The following is an 18,999-nucleotide window of genomic DNA, read 5'->3' as shown; positions in this document are numbered from 1 at the left end:
GTCTTGTGCTCGTAAATTGCATAAAGCAGATGCCACGCATTCTGAATACGGCATAAGAAAACCGGAACGACCGAGTTGTCAGTTCTAAATAGCAAAATCAACTAAGACACCCCAAAGGCATCCAAATGGCACGCATGGTCCAGTGCATCAAGCTCGGCAAAGAAGCCGAAGGTCTCGACTTCCCGCCCTATCCCGGCGAACTCGGCAAGCGCATCTGGGAGAGCGTGAGCAAGGAGGCCTGGGCGGCCTGGCTCAAGCAGCAGACCATGCTGGTCAATGAAAACCGCCTGAACCTCGCCGATGCCCGCGCGCGCCAGTACCTGGCCCGCCAGATGGAAAAGCACTTCTTCGGCGACGGCGCCGACGTGGCGCAGGGATACGTTCCTCCAAGCAACTGACCCACGCGCGCGCATGGCCGAACCGGTCGAATGGCGCGCGGACGGCATCCCGCGCAGCGCGCGGTTCGATGACATCTATCACTCCGAAAGCGGCGGCGCCGCCCAGGCCCGGTATGTATTTCTGGGCGGCTGCGGCCTGCCTGCGGCCTGGTCGGGCAAGCCGCAATGGCGGATTCTCGAAACCGGCTTCGGCTTCGGGCTCAACTTCCTGACAACCTGGCAAGCCTGGCGCGCGGATCCGAATCGCTGCCGGCTGTTGCATTTCGTTTCGATCGAGGCCTATCCGGTCTCGCGCGACGACCTGCTGCGCGCCGCCGCCAGTTCGCCGGAGCTGCTTCCGCTGGCGCGGGAACTGGCAGCGCAATGGCACGGCCTGCTGCCGGGATTTCATCGCATCTGGCTCGACAAGGGCCAGGTGCTGCTGACCCTGTGCATCGGCGATGTGCAGCCGATGCTGCGCGCGCAGCGCTTCGACGCGGACAGCATCTATCTCGACGGGTTCAGCCCCCAGCGCAATCCCCAGATGTGGTCGGCCGAGACGCTGAAGTCGGCCTCGCGCTTCGCCCGGCGCGGCACGCGCATCGCGACCTGGACCATCGCACGGACGGTGCGCGATGCGCTGGCGCAGTGCGGCTTCAAGGTCGCGAAGACGCCAGGCTTGCCTCCGAAGCGCGACTGCCTCCACGGGGTCTACGACCCTGCCTGGGAATTGCGCCGCCGCGACCCGTCGCCCGAGGAGGTCACGCAGCCCGGACATTGCATCGTGATCGGCGCAGGCCTCGCCGGCGCCGCGGTCGCATCGAGCCTCGCGCGGCGCGGGTGGAGCGTGACGGTCCTCGACGCATCCGCGCAACCCGCCACCGGCGCATCGAGCCTGCCGGTGGGTGTGCTGGCGCCCCATGTGTCGCCGGACGACGCGCTGCTGTCGCGGCTGACGCGCGCCGGCATTCGCGCGGTGTGGCCGCAGCTCGGGCAATGGCTGGTCGAAGGGCGCGACTGGGGCGCGACCGGCGTTGTCGAACGGCGCGCACCGGGCGATGCGCGCCTGCCCGCCGGCTGGTCCGCCGAAGGCCCCAACGAATCGTGGCTCGCGACGGCCGAACAGCTTCACGCGCTCGGATTGCCCGCCGATGCAAAAGCCATCCGGCATGTGCGCGCCGGATGGGTGCGCCCTGCCCGGCTGGTGAAGGCCTGGCTTGCGCAGCCCGGCATCCGCGTCGAAACCGGGCGCCATGTGACCGGCATCGAACGATCGAACGAAAGCACGCCGGGCTGGATAGTGCGCGGCGAGAACGGCGAGCCCTTTGCGCAGGCCGACAAGGTCGTCATCGCGGCAGGTTTCGACAGCCGGATCCTCGCGCCCGACCTGCCCTTGCAGCCCGTGCGCGGCCAGGTCGCGTGGGGCGTGGCGCCGCACGGTTCGGCGCTTCCCGCCGTGCCGATCAATGGCGATGGCCACCTGATCGCGCAGGTGCCCGACGACGGCGGCGAACTGTGGCTCACGGGCGCGACCTTCGACCGCGACAGCGATGACCCCGCCCTGCGTCCGGACGAGAACGAGGTCAATCTCGAGAAGCTCCGCCGACTTCATCCCGACGCCGCGGCGCACCTGTTTGCCGACTTCCAGAGCGGCCGGGTGCACGCCTGGGCCGGCATACGCTGCGCCTCCGGCGACCGTCGTCCGCTGGTCGGCCCCCTGCGGCCGGATGCGGAAGACGGCGTATGGGTCTGCACCGCGCTCGGCTCGCGTGGCATGAGCTTCGCCGCGCTCTGCGCCGAGTTGCTGGCCGCACGCTGGCATGGCGAGCCCTTGCCTCTGCCGGCAAAGCTCGCGAGCGCGCTGGACACACGTCGCGTGTGGGCCAGGCCTCCCACCCAGAAGTTGTCGAGCGCCCCGTAGTCCGACATCCACCCCTGCTCATGTCGCGGCAGCTCGCTACATTTCATGCTGCGAGCCACCCCCGCCGCCGAGCACAAGGAGGACGCGTCATGCCCATCCACTACGACATCACCCACACCACGGTCTACCGCTACAGGAAGCCGGTGCGTTTCGGCCTGCACCGGGTGATGTTCCGGCCGCGCGAGAGCCACGATCTTCGCGTGCTCGCCACCGATCTCCAGGTGAGCCCGGATGCGAGCATCCGGATGATCCAGGACCCGCACTCCAATTCCGTGGCGCTGGTGCAGCCGCTCGGCGAGGCGGACGAGCTGCGCATCGTCTGCCGCTTCTCGATCGAGCATGTACCGACCTACGTCGACGAGCTGCCGCTCGATCCGTCCGCCGAACTCCTGCCCTTCGCCTATTCGGTGGACGACCGCTTCGACCTCGAGCGCTACCTCCGCCCCCATCACGACGACCCCGACGGCCGCCTGATCCGCTGGGCGCATCAATTCCTCGAAGGCGGCAACGGCACCCGCGACGTGCTCGCCCGGATGAATGCCTACATCGGCCAGAACTTCACCTATGCGGCACGCGAGGAGGAAGGCACGCAGACGCCGCTGCAGACGCTCGACCTGGGCAGCGGCAGCTGCCGCGACTACGCACTGCTGATGATGGAGGCCGTTCGACGGCTCGGGGTGGCGACGCGTTTCGTGTCGGGCTATCTGTACGACGCCGCGCTCGACGTCGACGGCGAATCGGCGGAAGAGTCCGTGACCGGCGCGGGAACGACACACGCATGGCTGCATGCCTATCTGCCCGGTGCGGGCTGGATCGCGTTCGATCCCACCAACAACCTCATGGGTGGCGGGCAGTTGATCCGCGTCGCGGTCGCTCGCGATCCGTCGTTGGCGGCCCCCGTGTCGGGCACCTGGTATGGCGATCCCGGAACCTATGAAGGACTGGAAGCTTCCGTCGTGGTGCGGAAGGTGAGGGACTGAGCCGGGTTCACGGAAAGATGCGCGGCCGCTCGCTCACGTTCACGCCGGGCTGCGGCGCTTCCTTGTCCGCGACGTCGACCCAGCCGCCGCCGAGCGAGCGATACAGCGCCGCCGACTGCAACAGCACGCTGCCCTGCTGCTGGGCCAGCTGAAGGCGCGCACTGAACAGCGCGCGATCGGCGTCGAGCACTTCGAGATAGCTGGTGTAGCCGCCTTCGAACCGCCGGCGCGCCAGCCGCGCATAGTTGTCGAGCGCGGCAACCTGCATCAGCTGCGCATCGAGCGCGGTGCGCGACGTGGTGATGCCGGACAGCGCGTTCTCTGTTTCGCCGAACGCCGCCTGCACCGCCTTGCGGTACTGCGCGACCGACGCCCGCTGCGCCGCCTCGGCGCTCGTGACCTGGCCCGCGATCGCCCCGGCGGTGAAGATCGGCATCGCGATGTCCGCGCCATAGGTCCACAGGCGCGACGGCCCCTCCCACAGGTCGGACAGCGAACGGCTGGCCTGACCGAAGGCGCCTGTGAGCGAGATCGTCGGGAAGTACGCCGCCTTCGCCGCACCGATGCGGGCATTGGCCGCAATCATCGATTGCTCGGCCTGCCGGATGTCCGGGCGCCGCTCCAGCAGATCGGACGGCAGGCCCGCCGGCACCGGCGGCAGCATGAGCTGGTCGATCGGCTTGCCGCGCGCGATGGGACCCGGATTGCGGCCGACGAGGTTCGCCAGCGCGTTCTCCAGCTGCACGATCGATTGCTCGAGCAATGGAATCGAACGCAGCGCCGTCGCGTATTCCGACCGCGCCTGGCTGACCTCGACTTCGGACACCACCCCGCCCTTGAAGCGCCGCTCGAACAGGTTCAAGGCATCGAGGCGCAGCCCGAGCGTCTCGCGCGACACCTCCAGCTCGCGGTCCTGTTCGCGCAGGTTGACGTAGCCCGAGGTGATCGCGGTCACGACCGAAAGCACCGTGCCGCGGCGGAAGGCTTCGCTCGCCTCCAGCTCCGCAGTCGCGGCTTCGGTGAGCCGGCGGGTGCGGCCGAAGAGGTCGATCTCCCAACTCAGCAGAAGGCTGGCCTGGTAGGCGTTGTACGGGTTGATCGACGGCGCCCGGGTGATCGTCTGCTCGCTCGCGCGCGTGCGGCTGCCGCTCACCTGCGCGCCCACCTGCGGGAAGAGCTGCGAGCGCGTGGTGCCGAGCACGCCGTAGAACTGCTCCACGCGCGCGGCCGCGGCGACCAGGTCCTGGTTGTTGCGCAGCCCTTCGCTGATCAGTGCATCGAGCGCCGGATCGTTGAACTGCTGCCACCATGCCGATTCGGTCGCAGCCGCATCGACGGCACCCATCGGCGTGGCACTGCGGTATTGCGTCGGAACGTCGAGATCGGGCCGCTTGTAGTCCGGCCCGAGCATGCAGCCGGCGAGCGGCAGGCCCAAGAACAGCGCGGACACCCATGCCACCGCGCCGCGACAAGTCGCATCAGTGCGGCGCATCGGTGGCTCCCTGTCCGGTCGCTTCCGGCCCCTCGCCCTTCGCATGTTCGGCCTTCTTGCCGCTCATGCGATCGCTGAACGCTTCCAGGCCCCAGAAGAACATCGGGATGAAGAAGATCGCGATCACCGTCGCGCCCAGCATGCCGCCGATCACGCCGGTGCCGAGCGACTGCCGGCTGGCGGCCGAAGCGCCGCTGGCGATCGCGAGCGGAATACACCCCAGGATGAAGGCCAGCGAGGTCATGATGATCGGCCGCAAGCGCAGCTTGGCCGCGCCGACCGCCGCGTCGTAGGGCGAGAGCCCTTCCTTGTGCCGCAGCTCGACCGCGAACTCGAAGATCAGGATCGCGTTCTTCGCCGCCAGCGCAATCAGCACCGTGAGGCCGATCTGGAAGTAGACGTCGTTCTGGATGCCGCGCAGCCAGATTGCCGCGATGGCACCGAACAGCGCGAACGGCACTGCCAGCAGCACGCCGAGGGGCAACGACCATTTCTCGTACTGCGCCGCGAGGATCAGGAACACCATCACCAGCGCGAATGCGAACACCAGTCCGGCCGTGGAGCCCGCCTTGCGCTCTTCGTAGGCCTCGCCGGACCAGGCGAACGAGAAGCCCGCCGGCAGCACCTCGCGCGCCACCTCTTCCATCGCGGCCAGTGCCTGCCCGGAGCTGTAGCCGATGCCCGCGTCGCCCGTGACCTTGGCCGCGACGAAGTTGTTGAAGCGGGTGACGATGTCGGCGCCGGTCACGTACCGCGTGGTCGCGACCGCCTTGAGGGGCACCATCTTGCCCTCCTTGTTGCGCACGTACATGTTCTGCAGGTCTTCGGGCTTGGTGCGGAAGTCCGGCTCGGCCTGCAGGATCACCTGGAACAGGCGGCTGTTCTTGGGGAACTGGCTCACGTAGAGCGAACCGAACAGCGTCTGCAAGGTGGAATACACATCCTGCGTCGGCACGCCGAGGCTTTCGGCCTTGTCGCGATCGACATCCACCATCAACTGGCGCGAACGCGTGTTGATGGTCGAGTTCAGGCCTCGCAGTTCGGGCCGCTGCCGCGCCTTGGCGATGAAGTCGCGCGTGACCTGCTCTACCCGCTGCAACGGCGCATCGCCCTCGCTCTGGATCCAGAACTCGAAGCCGCCGGTGGTCCCCAGGCCCGGAATCGACGGCGGGTTGACCGGCACCAGGACGGCCTCCTTGAAGGTCGAGAACTCCGCGCTGGCCTGCCGGATCAGCGCGTCGGCGCGGTCGTCCGGCGACTGCCGCTCCGCGAAGCTCTTGAGCGACACGAAGAGAACGCCCGCGTTGGATTTGTTCTGCGAGTCGATCAGGCTGAAACCCGGCACCGTCGCCACCGCCTTCACGCCGGGCTGCTTGCTGAACCACTGCTGCGCGCGGTCGGTGATGGCTTCGGTGCGATCCAGGCTCGCGGCATCCGGCATGATGACCGCGGTGAAGATGTAGCCCTGGTCTTCCACTGGCAGGAAGGTGGTCGGCACCTTCCTGAACAGGCCCATCATGATCACGACCATGCCGACGATCAGCAGCACCGAGACGAGCACACGCTTGATCGCCAGCCTGGTGGTCGATGTGTAGCTTTCGGTCACCCGGTCGAAGCCGCGATTGAACCAGCCGAAGAAGCCTTTCTTCTCGTGCTCGCCCGCTTTCGGCGGCTTCAGCAGCAGCGCCGCGAGTGCGGGCGACAGCGTCAGCGCGACGAGGCCCGACAGCACCACCGACACCGCGATCGTGATCGCGAACTGCTTGTAGAGCTGCCCGGTGATGCCCGAGAGGAACGCGACGGGAATGAACACCGCGCACAGCACGAGCACGATCGCGACCACCGGCCCGCTCACTTCATCCATCGCACGCTTGGCCGCGTCCTTGGGCGAGAGGCCGAACTCGCTCATGTTGCGCTCGACGTTCTCGACCACCACGATCGCATCGTCCACCACGATGCCGATCGCGAGCACCATGCCGAACAGCGTGAGCATGTTGATCGAGAAGCCCATCGCGGTCATGCCGATGAAGGCGCCGAGGATCGAGACCGGCACCGCCAGGATCGGCACCAGCGTCGCGCGGAAGCTCTGCAGGAACACGAACACCACGATCACCACCAGAATCACCGCCTCGAAGAAGGTGTGGACCACTTCGCTGATCGACTCCTGCACGAACTCGGTGGTGTCGAGCGCGATGTCGTAGTCCAGCCCGGCCGGGAAAGACTTCTTCAGCTCGGCCATCAGCGCGCGCGTGTCCTTGGCCACCTGCAGCGCATTGGCGCCGGGCTGCTGGTAGATCGCGATCAGCGTGGCGGTCTTGCCGTTGTACTTGGAGCGGATCGAATAGTCCTTGGAGCCGAGCTCGGCGCGGCCGATGTCCTTGACGCGCACGATGGCACCTGTGCCCTGCTGGGAGGCGCGCAGGATGATGTTGTCGAACTGGGTGGGCTCGGTCATGCGACCCGAGGTCGCCACCGGAATGGTCTGCTGCACCGGCGTGACCGTCGGCGACGCGCCGAGCCGGCCTGCGGCGTACTGCTGGTTCTGCGCGGCGACCGCGTTCTGCACATCGGTGGCGGTCATGCCCAGGCTCGCCATGCGGTCGGGCTTGAGCCACAGGCGCATCGCATAGTCGGGCGAGCCGAAGATCGAGCTCTGGTTGGCGCCAGGAATGCGCTTGATCGCATCGAGCACGTTGATGTTGGCGTAGTTCGCGACGAAGGTCGGGTCCTGGCTGTTGTCGGGCGAGTAGATCGCCACGATCAGCATGAAGGCCTGCGACTTCTTCTGCACGCTCACGCCCTGCTGGCTCACCGCCGAAGGCAATTGCGGCAGCGCGAGGTTCACGCGGTTCTGAACGTCCACCTGCGCGAGCGAGGGGTCGGTGCCGATCTCGAAGTAGACCGACAGCGTCATGTTCCCCGTCGAGCTCGACGTGGAGTTCATGTACATCATGCGGTCGGCGCCGTTGACCTGCTGCTCGATCGGTGCAGCCACGTTCTCGGCCACCACCGACGAGCTGGCGCCCGGGTAGGTGGCACTGACCGAAATCTGCGGCGGGGTGATGTCGGGGAACTGCGCGATCGGCAGGTTGAACATCGACACCACCCCGGCGATGACCAGGATGATCGAGATGACGGACGCGAAGATCGGACGGTCGATGAAGAAGTGCGCGAACTTCATCGTGCCTCCGCCAGGATGACATCGACGCGGCGCGCCATGGCCGGCGAATCGCCGCCGACGATGTTGGCCGGCGCCTTCATCTCGATCTGCTTGGCCGGCACATCGGCCGCCAGCAGTGCATCGCGCACCGCTTCCGCGCGCCGCTTGGCGATCGCCGCGTTGATCTTCGGATCACCGCTCGAATCCACGTAGCCGTGCAGGACAACGCGCAGTTCAGGCTTGGCCTTCAGCGCAGCGATGATCGCAACCAGCCGCACCTGGCCCGTCGCGTCGAGTGCGGTGCGGCCGCGATCGAAATAGACCGCATCGTCGTTGGCGCCCCCACTGCCGGACGGGGACGCGGATGCCGAGGCCGGGGGCGGAGACGCCGCGGCAGCCTTCGCGGCACCGCCCGCCGGGCCGGCGCCCGAGTTCGGCATCACCGAAGCCGCAGCGGCCGCCGCACCCGCAGGCGTCGGCCCCGCCTGGCGTCCCAGCGCGCCCTCCGGCAGCGGCTCCGGCGGCACGTCCTTCACCTTGACCGGCGCACCCGGCGCGAGCCGCATGAACCCGTCGACCACGACGCGTTCGCCGTCCTTTAGGCCGCCGGTCACCAGCCATTGGTCGCCCATCCAGTCGCCGACGGACACCGGCCGCTGCGAAGCCTTGCCCTCGGCATCGACGACCCAGACGTACTCGCCGCGCGGCCCCTCCTGCACCGCGCGCTGCGGCACGATGATCGAATTGGGCCGCTGGAAGCCGTGGACCTTGACCCGCACGAACTGTCCCGGCCGCAGTTCGCCCTTCGGATTGGGCAGCTCGGCGCGCAGCAGGAAGGTGCCGGTCTCCTGGCTGAAGGAGGCATCCGCGAAGGTGATGCGCCCTTGCGCCGGAAAGCTCGAGCCGTCGGCCAGTACCAGTTCAACCGCGTAATCGTCGCGTGGCGCCTTGATCAGCTTGCCTTTGGCGATCTCGTCCTGCAGGCGCAACGATTCGTTTTCCGAGAGGCTGAAGTTCACACGCATCGGATCGAGCTTCGCCACGTAGGTGAGCAGGCTGTTCTCGGCGTTCACATAGGCACCGTCCTGAACCTTGGCAAACGACGACTGGCCGGCGACCGGCGAGGTGATCGTGGTGTAGCCGAGGTTCAACTGCGCGTCGGTCACCTTGGCGGCCGCCGCCTCGACGGCAGCCGCAGCGGCCTGCTCGGTGCCGGTGGCGTCATCGAGATCCTTGACCGCCAAGGCGTTGTCGGCAACGAGGGGCTTGACCCGCGCGAGGTTGGCGCGCGCGGTGGCAAGCCGCGCCTGCTGCTGCGCCAGTTCGGCCTTCGCGGCCTTCAGGCTGGCCTCGAAGGGCTTCACGTCCATCCTGAAAAGGACCTGACCTGGCTCGACGAAAGTGCCTTCGGTATAGACCCGTCTTTCCAGAAAGCCGTTGACGCGGGCCCGGATCTCCACCTGCTGGGAGCTCTCGGTCTGGCCCACGAACTCGTAGGTCACGGGAACGGTCTGCGCCTTGACGGTCAGGGCGGAGACTTCGGCGGGAGGCGGCGCGGCTTTTTCAGGCTCCGACTTCGAGCAGGCGGACAGGAGCACCGCGGCACACAACAGCGGGAGCAGGCCGCGGACGCTCGACGCGGCAACTGTCCGGGAAGGGCCCGCACGTCGTGCTCGCAAGGCCATGTCAGTCGACAAACCCATAGACCATCCTCCTCGCCCACGCCGATCGTGCACGACGACCGACCCGATGCAGGCTGTTGTGAAACGCTAATGTCGCTTCAAAGCACGGGGCAGGCAATGGCCCCTTGGTGCAATCCCGAGCACCTCGGCGACCCGACGCGGGACTGTCATGCGTCCCCGTCATCATCCGCCGCTACCACCTTTTCCTGTTCGCCGCACGCTTGACGATGGTCAAACGATCGCCTTGAGTCGGTCTCACTGCTCGCATAGGATGGCCCGGCCATCGCGCTGGCGCGGGCATTGCTTGGTGTGCATGACGGCGCGATGCGCTTGGAGGAACCGTTTGAAAACACTTGCGATTGACCTTGCACTGCAAGGCGGTGGCGCCCACGGCGCATTCACCTGGGGCGTACTCGATCGCCTGCTCGAGGAGTCGTGGCTGCGCATCGACGGCGTCTCCGGCACCTCCGCCGGCGCGATGAACGCCGCCGTGCTGGCCTGCGGCCATGCAGGCGGCGGCGCCGAGGGCGCCCGCGAATCGCTGGAGAAGTTCTGGCGCGGCGTATCCGAAGCGGCCAGGTTCAGTCCGTTCCAGCGCAGCTGGATGGAGATGATCTCCGGCCGCTGGACGCTCGACAACTCTCCGACCTTCCTCGCCGCCGACCTTGCGATGCGCGTGTGGTCGCCCTACGACCTCAATCCGCAGGGCATGAACCCGCTGCGCGGCATCCTGAGGGACCTGATCGACTTCGAGCGCCTGGCTTCGTCGCCCATCAAGCTCTTCGTGACCGCGACCAACGTGCGCACCGGCCGGGGCCGCGTCTTCCGCAATGCCGAGATCAGCCCCGATGTCCTGCTCGCCTCGGCCTGCCTGCCGTCGATGTTCCATGCGGTGGAGATCGACGGCGACCCCTACTGGGATGGCGGCTACGCGGGCAACCCGACGATGACCCCCCTCATCCGCGAATGCTCCTCCAGCGACACCATCCTGGTGCAGATCAATCCGGTGGAGCGCCCGGGCGTCCCGCGCAGCGCGCAGGAAATCAACAACCGGCTCAACGAGATCTCCTTCAACTCGCCGCTGCTGAAGGAACTGCGCATGATCGCGATGCTGCATCAGGTGGCCGACCCCGGCCACGGCGAGGGTGCGGCATGGGCGCGCATGCGCATCCACCGCATCGCGACCGACGCGATGCTTGATCTCGGCTACTCGTCGAAGCTGATCGCGGAATGGGCGTTCCTTTGCAAGCTGCGCGACGAAGGCCGGCGTGCAGCCACTGAATTCCTCGCGGCGCACACGAGCGACATCGGCAAGCGATCGACGCTCGATCTCGACGCATTGCTCGAAGGGGTGTGAGCGTATGGGACTCGCAGGAATCTTCGTCGGCCTCGGTCTGCTGATCTGGCTGTCGTACCGGGGCTGGAGCGTGCTGGTGCTCGCGCCGCTCGCGGCGATCATCGCGGCACTCTTCGCGGGCGAGCCGCTGCTCGCGCACTGGACGCAGACCTTCATGGGCTCCGCGGCGGGTTTCCTGGCGAGCTTCTTTCCGCTCTTCCTGCTCGGCGCGATCTTCGGCAAGCTCATGGACGACAGCGGCTCGGTGCAGACCATCGCGCGCTTCATGACCGAGAAACTCGGCCCGCAGCGGGCGATGCTCGCGGTCGTGCTGGCGGGTGCGATGGTGACGTACGGCGGGGTCAGCCTCTTCGTCGCCTTCTTCGTGCTCGCGCCGATGGCGCAGGCGCTGTTCCGCGCGGCCAACGTGCCCGCGCGGTTGATGCCTGCAGCGATCGCGCTCGGCACGTCGACCTTCACGATGTCCGCGCTGCCAGGCACGCCGGCGATCCAGAACGCGATCCCGATGCCCTTCTTCGGCACCACCGCCTTCGCCGCGCCGGGACTGGGCGTGATCGCCGCCGTGATCATGCTGGGCTTCGGGATGTGGTGGCTGCGCCGCGCCGAGAACGTCGCGCGCAAGGCCGGCGAAGGCTTCGGCGCCGTCACGGTGGACAAGCACATGGACGCCTCCGCCGACCCGGTCGTGCGCGAGCGCGCTAGCACGTCGGGCAGCTTCGATCCCGCCGAGGCCACGCGCGGCGGTCACAGCGACAGGGAGCCCGGCGTCTTCATCGCCCTGCTGCCTCTGATCGTGGTCGTCCTGGTCAATCTGCTGATGGCGCTGGTGGTGCTGCCGCGGCTCGATACCGATTACCTCGCCGAGGCGCGCTTCGGCGGGATCTCGATCGCCAACGTGGGCGGCGTCTGGGCGGTGCTGGTGGCGCTGATGGCGGCGATCGTGGTGCTGATCGCCTGCAACTGGAACCGGCTGCCTTCGCTGCGGGAGACGGTCGACGCGGGTGCCAATGCCTCGGTGCTGCCGGTGGTGTCGGTGGCGAGCCTCGTGGGCTTCGGCGCGGTGGTGGCCGCGATGCCGGCTTTCGAGATGGTGCGCGAATGGGTGCTGGGCATCGGCGGCGGGCCGCTGGTGTCGCTGGCGCTGTCGACCAACATCCTCGCCGCGCTCACCGGTTCGGCCTCGGGCGGGCTGACGATCGCGCTCGATGCGCTCGGCGCGACCTACATGCAGCTGGCCGCCGCGACCGGGCTGGATCCGGCGCTGATGCACCGGGTTGCGGTGATCGGCGCGGGGACGCTCGACAGCCTTCCGCACAACGGCGCGGTGGTCACGCTGCTTGCCGTGTGCGGCACGGGCCACAAGGAGAGCTACTTCGACATCGTGATGGTGGGCATCGTCGGCGCGCTGCTGGCGCTGGTTGCGGTCATCGTGCTGGGGTCGACCTTCGGGTCGTTCTGAAACTTTCCGGGCGCCTTCACGCGACCCGGGCGCGCTGGACGAGCTTCTCGGACAGCGCCGAAACGCATTTCGCGTATTCCGCCTCGGCCTTCTCTTGTGCTTCGCAAAGGCGCGCGAGCGCCTGCATCTCCAGCGACCCCGGCGGCAGCGTGTCGGCACCGCAGAGCCAATCGCCCAGCGCCTCGATGAGTTCCCCGCGCGCAGCTTCCACCGCGAGGCGACTCACGACAACGGCCTGGTAGAGCTGGGTCAGCTCGCCTCTCCTTTCGCGCTGCACACGTCCTCCTGAAGTTTCGGAGCATCTTCAAGACTACTTATGTATTACATATAAACGTATAGGTCCATACCGCGAAGGCGGTAGACATTTGGCCCGGTGCCGGCGCAGGCGCGTTTCGGCGCCAGTTGCTACGGTCTGGCGGCCGCCCGAGCCTCTGCCAGGCGCGCTTCGAGTTCGGCCACCAGGGCCCTCGCCTCGTCGCCTTCGGGAATCGGCCGCCCGCTGTCGCGCCAGGCCACGGCGCTCTTGAAGCCTTCGACCTCGGCCTGCCGACGGAACCACAGGCCCTCGGGGTTGTGGCGGGTGATGCCGTCGAACACCGTGGCGAACATCTGCGACTGCTCCAGCCCCATCGAGAGCCAGACCTGGTTGACCACCAGCTTGTGCATCATGAGATGCGAGCGCGGCACACCGGCGATGCGCTGCGCCAGCCTCAGCGTGGCCTCGTCCAGCTCGCCGGCCGGAACCGCAAAGTTGGCGAGGCCCCAATCAGCGGCCTGTGCACCGGTGATGGTGTCGCCCGTGAACATGAGTTGCTTGGCCCGCATCGCGCCCAGCCGGTAGGTCCACATCGCGGTCGTCGGGCAGCCCCAGACGCGGGTGGGCATGTAGCCGATCTTCGCGTCGTCGGCCATCACCAGCAGGTCGCAGCACAGGGCGATGTCGCTGCCGCCCGCGACCGCGTAGCCGTGCACCTTGGCGATGGTCGGCTTGGTGCAGCGCCAGAGCGACATGAAGTCGTCCGTGTTGCCCTTCATCGCCGCGTAGTCGAGCATCGGATCCCAGGGCGTCTTCTCCTGCCGGCACGGGTGATCGCCGCCTGCGCGGTCGACGTGGCCCTCCGCATAGTCGCCCAGGTCGTAGCCCGCGCAGAAGGCGCGACCGGCGCCTTCGACGACGATGACATGCACCTCGTCCTCGGCCTGCGCCCAGGCGACGGCCTGCCGGATGTCCGACGGCGTGGTCTCGCCGATGGCGTTGAGCTTTTCCGGCCGATTCAGCAGCAGCCGCGCGATGCGTGGATGAGCGGGGTCCTTGTCGATCACGACGGTGTTGAACACGGGCATGCGGTCTCCTTTGTGTCGGGCCGCCATTTCACTTCACGGCCGATCGCCCCTGCAAGCAATGTTGCCGCGCGCTCATCGCCGGCGAGCCGCATCCCGGCGAGGATGAGACGGAGCACGGCCATCCGAAATCGGACCCGCGCCAGTTCAGCCTGGTCTTCGGCGAGCGCCGCTGACCTGCCCGCTTGACCAGAGGCCATACGCACCTTTTCCGCCGTGCTCTGCCGATCGGCAGAGGTCGCTACCGTGAAGGTGTGACCCCCTGCCGATCTGCCAGCGCCAACGGTGGATGTGTGAATACGTAAACAGGTGTCTCATGACGTCACCGCAGCGCAGTTGCACGCTGCGGCTGGGACCTGCAACACCTGGGGCAAGGATCATGTACCACGGTGAACGCTTCAACGGCTACAGCCACCTGTGCGGATTTCTTCTGGCAACCGCCGGGTCCGCCATGCTGATCTCGAAGACCATGACCGGCGACGATCCGGCCAAGACGGCCAGCGCGCTCGTGTTCGGCGTGTCGATGATGGTGCTGTACGCCGCCTCGACCCTCTTCCATAGCACGCGCGGGCCGATGAAGCTGTTCTGGCAGCGGGCCGATCATTGCGCGATCTACCTGCTCATCGCGGGCAGCTACACGCCCTTCGCGCTGGTCACTCTCCACGGGCCGTGGGGCTGGGCGCTGCTTGCGGGCATCTGGGCCGCGGCGATCGTCGGCATCGGCCGCGAGATGCGACCGGGCAATGCGCCGAAGCCTTCGCTGCTCATCTACCTGGGCATGGGCTGGGTCGGCGCGCTGGTGCTCGGACCGCTCATCGAGCGGCTCGACGGCGTCGCCGTCGCGTGGGTGCTGACGGGCGCCGTGCTCTATTCGGCGGGGACGATCTTTTATGCCAATCCACGCGGCTGGCGCCATGCCCATGGCACGTGGCACCTGTTCGTGATCGGCGGCACGCTGTGCCACTACGTTGCCGTCACGCAGTTCGTGCTGTAGGTCAGCTTCCGAAGCCGTAGCGCACGCCAAGCCAGGCCGTGCGCAGCGCCCCCGGCGCCAGGAAGGTCGCGTGCACCAGCGGAAAGCGCCGGTCGTGTACTTGCGGTCGAACAGGTTATTGATCTGCGCGAAGAACTTCAGGCCCGGCCGCAGCCGGTAGGGAAATTCCCGACCCTAGAATTCGCCCGGTTTCGAGTGCGGCCCAGCCGCGCAAGACGGCGATTCCAGTCCCGTCCGCCTTATCCCGAATAAGCAACCAATCGCCCGCAAACCCGCATGGAGACTGGCGAATATGCTTATCCGCATAAAGCGCGAACCAAAAAATAGTTTGTTTCCATAAGGAGCGCTTCTAAAGTTGCCGCCTCGTTGACCGGGGCCGGTGGACGCACTGCCTTCAACAACTGACACACGATGTACCAATACACAGATTTCGACCGCCAGTTCGTGCACCTGCGCGCGGCGCAATTCCGCGACCAGCTCGAACGCTGGCAGACGGGCAAGCTGTCCGAGGATGAATTCCGTCCCCTGCGCCTGCAGAACGGCTGGTATGTGCAGCGCTACGCACCGATGCTGCGCGTGGCGGTGCCCTACGGCGAGCTGTCGAGCAAGCAGCTGCGCGTGCTCGCGAAGATCGCCCGCGAGTACGACGAGCCGGAGGCCGAGGTCTACAAGAACGCCGTGGCCACGCAAGGCAAGCTCGGCTCGCACAAGCTGCCGACGCACTACGCTCACTTCACCACGCGCCAGAACGTCCAGTACAACTGGATTCCGCTTTCCAAGTCGGCAGACGTGATGGACCTGCTCGCCTCGGTCGACATGCACGGCATCCAGACCAGCGGCAATTGCATCCGCAACATCACGAGCGACGAACGTGCCGGCGTCGCGGTCGACGAAGTGGCCGATCCGCGCCCCTTCGCCGAAATCATGCGCCAGTGGAGCACGCTGCACCCCGAGTTCGCCTTCCTGCCGCGCAAGTTCAAGATAGCGATCACCGGTGCCGCCGAAGACCGCGCCGCGACCGGCTGGCATGACGTGGGTCTGCGCCTCGTCAAGAACGACAAGGGCGAGCTCGGCTTTCGCGTGCAGGTCGGTGGCGGCATGGGCCGCACGCCGATCATCGGCACCGTGCTGCGCGAGTTCCTGCCGTGGAACCAGATCATGAATTACCTCGAAGCGGTGATCCGGGTCTACAACCGCTACGGCCGCCGCGACAACATCTACAAGGCGCGCATCAAGATCCTCGTGAAGGCCGAAGGACAGGTCTACATCGACGACGTCGAGGCCGAGTACAAGCAGATCCTCGAACACGACGGCGCGCCGCACACCATCTCGCAGGCCGAGCTGGACCGCGTGAGCGCCTCCTTCGTGCCGCCGACGCTCGCGACCCGCGTGTTCCGCAGCGCCGAGGAAACCGATGCCGAGCTGCGCGCCCAGGCCGCCGACGACGTCATGTTCGCGCGCTGGCTGGCCCGCAACGTCGCGCCGCACAAGAACCCCGCCCTGCGTGCCGTGACGCTGTCCTTCAAGCGCCGCCTGCAGGCGCCCGGCGACGCATCGGCCGAGCAGCTCGAAACCGTCGCGACCCTGGCCGACCGCTTCAGCGCCGGCGAGGCCCGCGTGACGCACGACCAGAACGTGCTGCTGCCCTGGGTGCATGCCGAAGACCTGCACGCGCTGTGGCTCGCCGCCCGCGAAGCCGGCTTCGCGAGCGCCAACGTGCACCTGCTGACCGACATGATCGCCTGCCCTGGTGGCGACTTCTGCGCGCTGGCCAATGCCCGCTCCATCCCGATCGCCGAAGCGATCACCGAGCGCTACCAGGACCTCGACGAACTCGACGACCTCGGCGAGATCGACCTGCACATCAGCGGCTGCATCAACTCCTGCGGTCACCACCACAGCGGCCACATCGGCATCCTCGGCGTCGACAAGGACGGCAAGGAGTGGTACCAGGTCACGCTCGGCGGCTCGGACGGCTCGGACCTGAGCGGACCGGCGCAGGCCGGCAAGGTCGTGGGCCCGTCGTTCTCGGCGACCGAAGTGCCCGGCGTGATCGAAGCGGTGCTCAACACCTACCGCGACACGCGCGAATCCGGCGAATCCTTCATCGATGCACTGCGGCGCGTGGGCATCGAGCCCTTCAAGACCGCCGCCAACGCGGCACGTTTCAAGGTCGAGGAGGCCGCAGCATGAACAAGACCCTGAAGATCCTCGCCGCCGAAGAGCACGTCGACAACGGCGAGCCGAACGTCCTGCAACTGACGAACGACGCCGATCCGCTGGCGATCGAGGTGTGCCTCGACGACGTGGAGCGCATCGACCTCGACTTCCCGAAGTTCACCGATGGCCGGGCCTACAGCCAGGCCTACCTGCTGCGCCGCCGCCTCGGCTTCAAGGGCGACATCCGCGCCACGGGCGATGTGCTGATCGACCAGCTCGTCCAGATGCAGCGCACGGGTTTCTCCAGCGCTGTGCTGAAGGAAGGCGTGGACGCCACGGCCGCGCAGCGCCAGTTCGACCGCTTCGCCGCCTACTACCAGGGCGACGCGGTGGAAGCCGCCCCGTTGTTCACACGCGCCTGAGCGGCCCAGCCTTCATCGGAATCCTCGTCAAATGAGCATCGATCTCGCACAAGTCAACGCCAAGTTCGGCCGCAACGCCGAAGGCCTCGTGGACTGGGCCATCGGCCTGGGCCAGCCGGCGATCATCACCACCAACTTCCGGCCCTTCGAAGCGGTGATCCTGCACATGGTCACGCGCGCGAAGCCTGACGTGCCGGTGGTCTGGATGGACAACGGCTACAACACCGAGGCCACCTACCGCTTCGCCGACGAAGTGACCAAGCTGCTCGATCTGGACCTGCGCATCTTCGTGCCGCGGCGTTCGCGCGCACATCGCGAAGCGGTGGAAGGCCCGACGCCGGCGCTCGACGATCCGCGCCACGCCGCCTTCACCGAGGAGGTCAAGCTGGAGCCCTTCGCCCGCGCGCTGCGCCAAATGGCGCCGAAGGTCTGGTTCACCGCACTGCGGGCCACCGACACCGCGGTGCGCGCGCAGATGGATCCGGTCAGCATCAACCCCGATGGCCTGATCAAGGTCGCGCCGCTCTTGCATTGGTCTTCCAAGGATCTGTACGAGTACTGCCAGGCGCATGGCCTGCCGAACAACTTCGATTACGTGGATCCGACCAAGGGCGAGGACAACCGGGAGTGCGGGCTGCACCTCTCGCACTGAGTTCGCCCCGTCCCCAACAATGTTTTCTGAGCGCCCCATCCCCATGAACGCCCGTACCGAACACGACCTGCTGCTGCAAACCACCTCGCAGTCGCTCGCGCGCCTGTCCAACACCCACCTCGATGCGCTCGAAGAAGAAACCATCTTCATCCTGCGCGAAGTCGCGGCCTCCTTCGAGCGGCCGACGCTGCTGTTCTCCGGCGGCAAGGATTCGCTGGTGCTGCTGAAGTGCGCGGAAAAGGCTTTCGGCATCGGCCGCATTCCGTACCCGCTGCTGATGATCGACACGGGCCACAACTTCCCCGAAGTGACGGACTTCCGTGACCAGCGCGCCGATGAACTGGGCGCCGAACTGATCGTGCGCAGCGTCGAGGATTCGATGAAGCGCGGCACGGTGCGGCTTGCGCATCCGGGCGAATCGCGCAACGTTCACCAGTCGGTGACGCTGCTCGAAGCCATCGAGGAATTCCGCTTCGATGCGCTGATCGGCGGCGCGCGACGCGACGAGGAAAAGGCCCGCGCCAAGGAACGCATCTTTTCGCACCGCGACAGCTTCGGCCAGTGGCAGCCCAAGGACCAGCGGCCCGAGCTGTGGACGCTTTTCAACACGCGCCTTGCACCGGGCGAGCACTTCCGCGTATTCCCGATCTCGAACTGGACCGAGCTCGACGTCTGGCAATACATCGAGCGCGAACACATCGCCCTGCCCTCGATCTACTACACCCACAAGCGCGAAGTGGTCGAGCGCCGCGGCCTGCTGGTGCCGGTGACCGAACTCACGCCGCCGCGCGACGATGAAAAGGTCGAAGTGCGCGACGTGCGCTTCCGCACCGTGGGCGACATCACCTGCACCTGCCCGGTGGAAAGCCTTGCGGCTGATGCGGCCGACGTGGTGGTCGAGACGCTCGCCGCCGACGTGAGCGAGCGCGGTGCGACACGCATGGACGACAAAACCTCTGAAGCTTCGATGGAAAAGCGCAAGAAGGACGGTTATTTCTGATG

The 18,999-nt window shown here is 67.0% G+C and carries 15 protein-coding genes; 10 read left to right on the top strand and 5 right to left on the bottom strand.

Annotated elements, in window-relative coordinates; genetic code table 11:
• Positions 1-125 precede the first annotated feature (125 nt).
• From BLW05_RS00840 to BLW05_RS00830, 3 genes are all read left to right on the top strand, one after another.
• Entirely contained in the window at positions 126-398 is a 273-nt protein-coding gene (locus BLW05_RS00840; protein WP_093158505.1) for an oxidative damage protection protein, read from the top strand.
• A 13-nt stretch (positions 399-411) separates the two neighbouring features.
• Entirely contained in the window at positions 412-2,298 is a 1,887-nt protein-coding gene (gene mnmC, locus BLW05_RS00835) for a bifunctional tRNA (5-methylaminomethyl-2-thiouridine)(34)-methyltransferase MnmC2/FAD-dependent 5-carboxymethylaminomethyl-2-thiouridine(34) oxidoreductase MnmC1 (RefSeq protein WP_093158503.1), read from the top strand.
• Positions 2,299-2,387: 89 nt separating this feature from the next.
• On the top strand, positions 2,388-3,278 hold the full coding sequence (locus BLW05_RS00830) for a transglutaminase family protein (RefSeq protein WP_093158500.1): 891 nt from the start codon (positions 2,388-2,390) through the stop codon (positions 3,276-3,278).
• Positions 3,279-3,285: 7 nt separating this feature from the next.
• Here BLW05_RS00830 and BLW05_RS00825 read toward each other — a convergent pair whose 3' ends face one another.
• The 3 genes from BLW05_RS00825 to BLW05_RS00815 are packed head-to-tail and all read right to left on the bottom strand — an operon-like array spanning position 3,286 to position 9,633.
• Positions 3,286-4,770: an efflux transporter outer membrane subunit gene (locus BLW05_RS00825; protein WP_093158498.1), complete on the bottom strand. Its 1,485-nt coding sequence runs from the start codon at positions 4,768-4,770 to the stop codon at positions 3,286-3,288.
• A complete protein-coding gene (locus BLW05_RS00820; protein WP_093158495.1) occupies positions 4,757-7,951 on the bottom strand; it encodes an efflux RND transporter permease subunit in 3,195 nt (1,064 codons plus the stop codon). Before BLW05_RS00820 ends, BLW05_RS00825 begins: the two co-directional genes overlap by 14 nt.
• Complete coding sequence (locus BLW05_RS00815; RefSeq protein WP_371126905.1) at positions 7,948-9,633, bottom strand: efflux RND transporter periplasmic adaptor subunit; 1,686 nt, start codon at positions 9,631-9,633, stop codon at positions 7,948-7,950. Before BLW05_RS00815 ends, BLW05_RS00820 begins: the two co-directional genes overlap by 4 nt.
• Before the next feature lie 292 nt (positions 9,634-9,925).
• Here BLW05_RS00815 and BLW05_RS00810 point away from each other — a divergent pair, with 292 nt between their 5' ends.
• Complete coding sequence (locus tag BLW05_RS00810) at positions 9,926-10,969, top strand: patatin-like phospholipase family protein (RefSeq protein ID WP_093158490.1); 1,044 nt, start codon at positions 9,926-9,928, stop codon at positions 10,967-10,969.
• A 4-nt stretch (positions 10,970-10,973) separates the two neighbouring features.
• Entirely contained in the window at positions 10,974-12,428 is a 1,455-nt protein-coding gene (locus tag BLW05_RS00805; RefSeq protein WP_093158487.1) for a GntP family permease, read from the top strand.
• A gap of 16 nt (positions 12,429-12,444) precedes the next feature.
• On the opposite strand, the gene BLW05_RS00800 is transcribed toward BLW05_RS00805, so the two are convergent.
• Together BLW05_RS00800 and BLW05_RS00795 are read right to left on the bottom strand one after the other, a co-directional pair.
• A complete protein-coding gene (locus BLW05_RS00800; protein WP_093158485.1) occupies positions 12,445-12,705 on the bottom strand; it encodes a hypothetical protein in 261 nt (86 codons plus the stop codon).
• A 128-nt stretch (positions 12,706-12,833) separates the two neighbouring features.
• Positions 12,834-13,772 carry a crotonase/enoyl-CoA hydratase family protein gene (locus tag BLW05_RS00795; RefSeq protein WP_093158482.1) on the bottom strand — a complete coding sequence of 313 codons (939 nt, stop codon included), beginning with the start codon at positions 13,770-13,772 and terminating at the stop codon, positions 12,834-12,836.
• Positions 13,773-14,148: 376 nt separating this feature from the next.
• Here BLW05_RS00795 and BLW05_RS00790 point away from each other — a divergent pair, with 376 nt between their 5' ends.
• The 5 genes from BLW05_RS00790 (at position 14,149) to cysD (ending at position 18,997) form a co-directional block, all read left to right on the top strand.
• Entirely contained in the window at positions 14,149-14,763 is a 615-nt protein-coding gene (locus BLW05_RS00790; RefSeq protein ID WP_093158480.1) for a PAQR family membrane homeostasis protein TrhA, read from the top strand.
• A gap of 411 nt (positions 14,764-15,174) precedes the next feature.
• A complete protein-coding gene (locus tag BLW05_RS00785) occupies positions 15,175-16,956 on the top strand; it encodes a nitrite/sulfite reductase (RefSeq protein ID WP_093158477.1) in 1,782 nt (593 codons plus the stop codon).
• On the top strand, positions 16,953-17,345 hold the full coding sequence (locus BLW05_RS00780) for a DUF934 domain-containing protein (RefSeq protein ID WP_093158475.1): 393 nt from the start codon (positions 16,953-16,955) through the stop codon (positions 17,343-17,345). The genes BLW05_RS00785 and BLW05_RS00780 overlap by 4 nt, the downstream gene beginning before the upstream one ends.
• Positions 17,346-17,376: 31 nt before the next feature.
• Entirely contained in the window at positions 17,377-17,997 is a 621-nt protein-coding gene (locus BLW05_RS00775) for a phosphoadenosine phosphosulfate reductase domain-containing protein (protein ID WP_093158472.1), read from the top strand.
• Positions 17,998-18,040: 43 nt separating this feature from the next.
• The gene (cysD, locus tag BLW05_RS00770; protein ID WP_093158470.1) at positions 18,041-18,997 is read left to right on the top strand and encodes a sulfate adenylyltransferase subunit CysD; all 957 of its coding nucleotides are present in this window, start codon (positions 18,041-18,043) and stop codon (positions 18,995-18,997) included.
• The last annotated feature ends 2 nt before the right edge of the window (positions 18,998-18,999 follow it).

Origin of the sequence: Variovorax sp. YR216 (genome assembly GCF_900107745.1) — a bacterium.
GTDB lineage: Bacteria > Pseudomonadota > Gammaproteobacteria > Burkholderiales > Burkholderiaceae_C > Variovorax.
Note: the sequence above shows the minus strand (reverse complement) of the source record. Positions and strands in the feature narration are given on the sequence as shown.